The organism is Synechococcus sp. R3-13 (genome assembly GCF_047462195.1).
GTDB lineage: Bacteria > Cyanobacteriota > Cyanobacteriia > Thermostichales > Thermostichaceae > Thermostichus.
In genome coordinates this window covers 1-1,193 of sequence record NZ_JANSIO010000429.1, presented here as the reverse complement: position 1 = coordinate 1,193, position 1,193 = coordinate 1, and the positions used below count along the sequence as shown (strand labels likewise).

Genomic DNA, 1,193 nt, shown 5'->3' with positions numbered 1-1,193 from the left:
TTCAGGAGAGTTCAGCGTGAATGTATCAGGCTGGGTGACCCCTATCCCGGCAAGACTTGTTGCTGCCAGAGGGCCTCCAGTTGCACTGTGTATTCGGAGTTCACGATGGGCACTGCTCCAGCAATGGCCTCTTGAATGGGGATCCCGGCGGCAGCCTCCAGCTGGGCAAAAGCTGTTTGGTAGTCGGCAGACAACCGGCTGACATCAATGAGCGGCAGATCCCCCCAAACCTCCGGCTTGAACTTTTCCAGCTGCCCCTCCGGGCTGGCCAAGACCTCTGCCAGGACCATTGCCCCCCAAGGATTGGCCGCATTAATGGGAATGGCTGTAAACGAGGGATCGATCAAGCTGGTGCCCGGGATCCCATAGGGGGTGGTGCTGGGGGGAAATTGGCCGTTGCCCTTGCGTAAGATCACCTGATCGATAAAGGTGGGGATGAGCCACACTTCGCCGTTGGCAAAAAGCTCCGCCAGGCGGGCAAAGGTGGGCGGGTAGGTTTGGCCCTGTCTCCACAGGAAGGGATCCAGCTTTCTCAGGTATTCCACCAGGGCAGGGGATTGTCGCGCCCAGAGATCGGCATCGAAGTCCGGCCCGCTGTACTGAGCATAGCCCCCGGTCACACCATAGAAGGCGCTCAACAAAAAGCGGCTGCCATGAAAATCCGGCGGGGCCACGTAGGTAAATCGCCCTGGGTTGGCCTCTGCCCAAGCCAACAGTTCGGCGTAGCTCTGGGGGGGATTGGGTACCCGTTCGGCATCATAGGCCATCAAAAAGTAGTTGCCGGTGTAGGGCGCAGAATAGCCCTCGGTGGGCAGGCCAAAATCCGTTGCAATATCGGCGGGATCGTAGAAGGGCAAGCTGGGCAATTTCTCAGCAAAAGGGCCGAAGAGCAAATTCCCCTGCTTGAGGGTGCGGAAGTTGTTGCCATTGATCCAGATGAGATCGATGCTGCCGCCGCTGCGCAGCCCGGCCTGTACCTCCCCAATCACCTTGTTGACTGCTTCAACGGTATCCGTGAGCGGGATCCGGTTCAAGCGAATGCCATAACGCTCCTGCAACTGGCTTTTCACCCAGCCATCCACGAAGCCATTGATGGCCTCGCTGCCGCTCCACATGGCCCAGTTGACAGAGCTGCCCCGCGCCCGCTCCAGAATGTCTGCCCAGCTCAGGGATCCCAGATCTACCGTGCTCTG

General features: G+C 59.2%; 1 protein-coding gene. It reads right to left on the bottom strand.

Annotated elements, in window-relative coordinates; all coding sequences use genetic code 11:
• Nucleotides 1-41: 41 nt before the first annotated feature.
• The coding region (locus tag NW856_RS12410; RefSeq protein ID WP_414400522.1) for an ABC transporter substrate-binding protein at nucleotides 42-1,193 on the bottom strand (1,152 nt) is incomplete at its 5' end.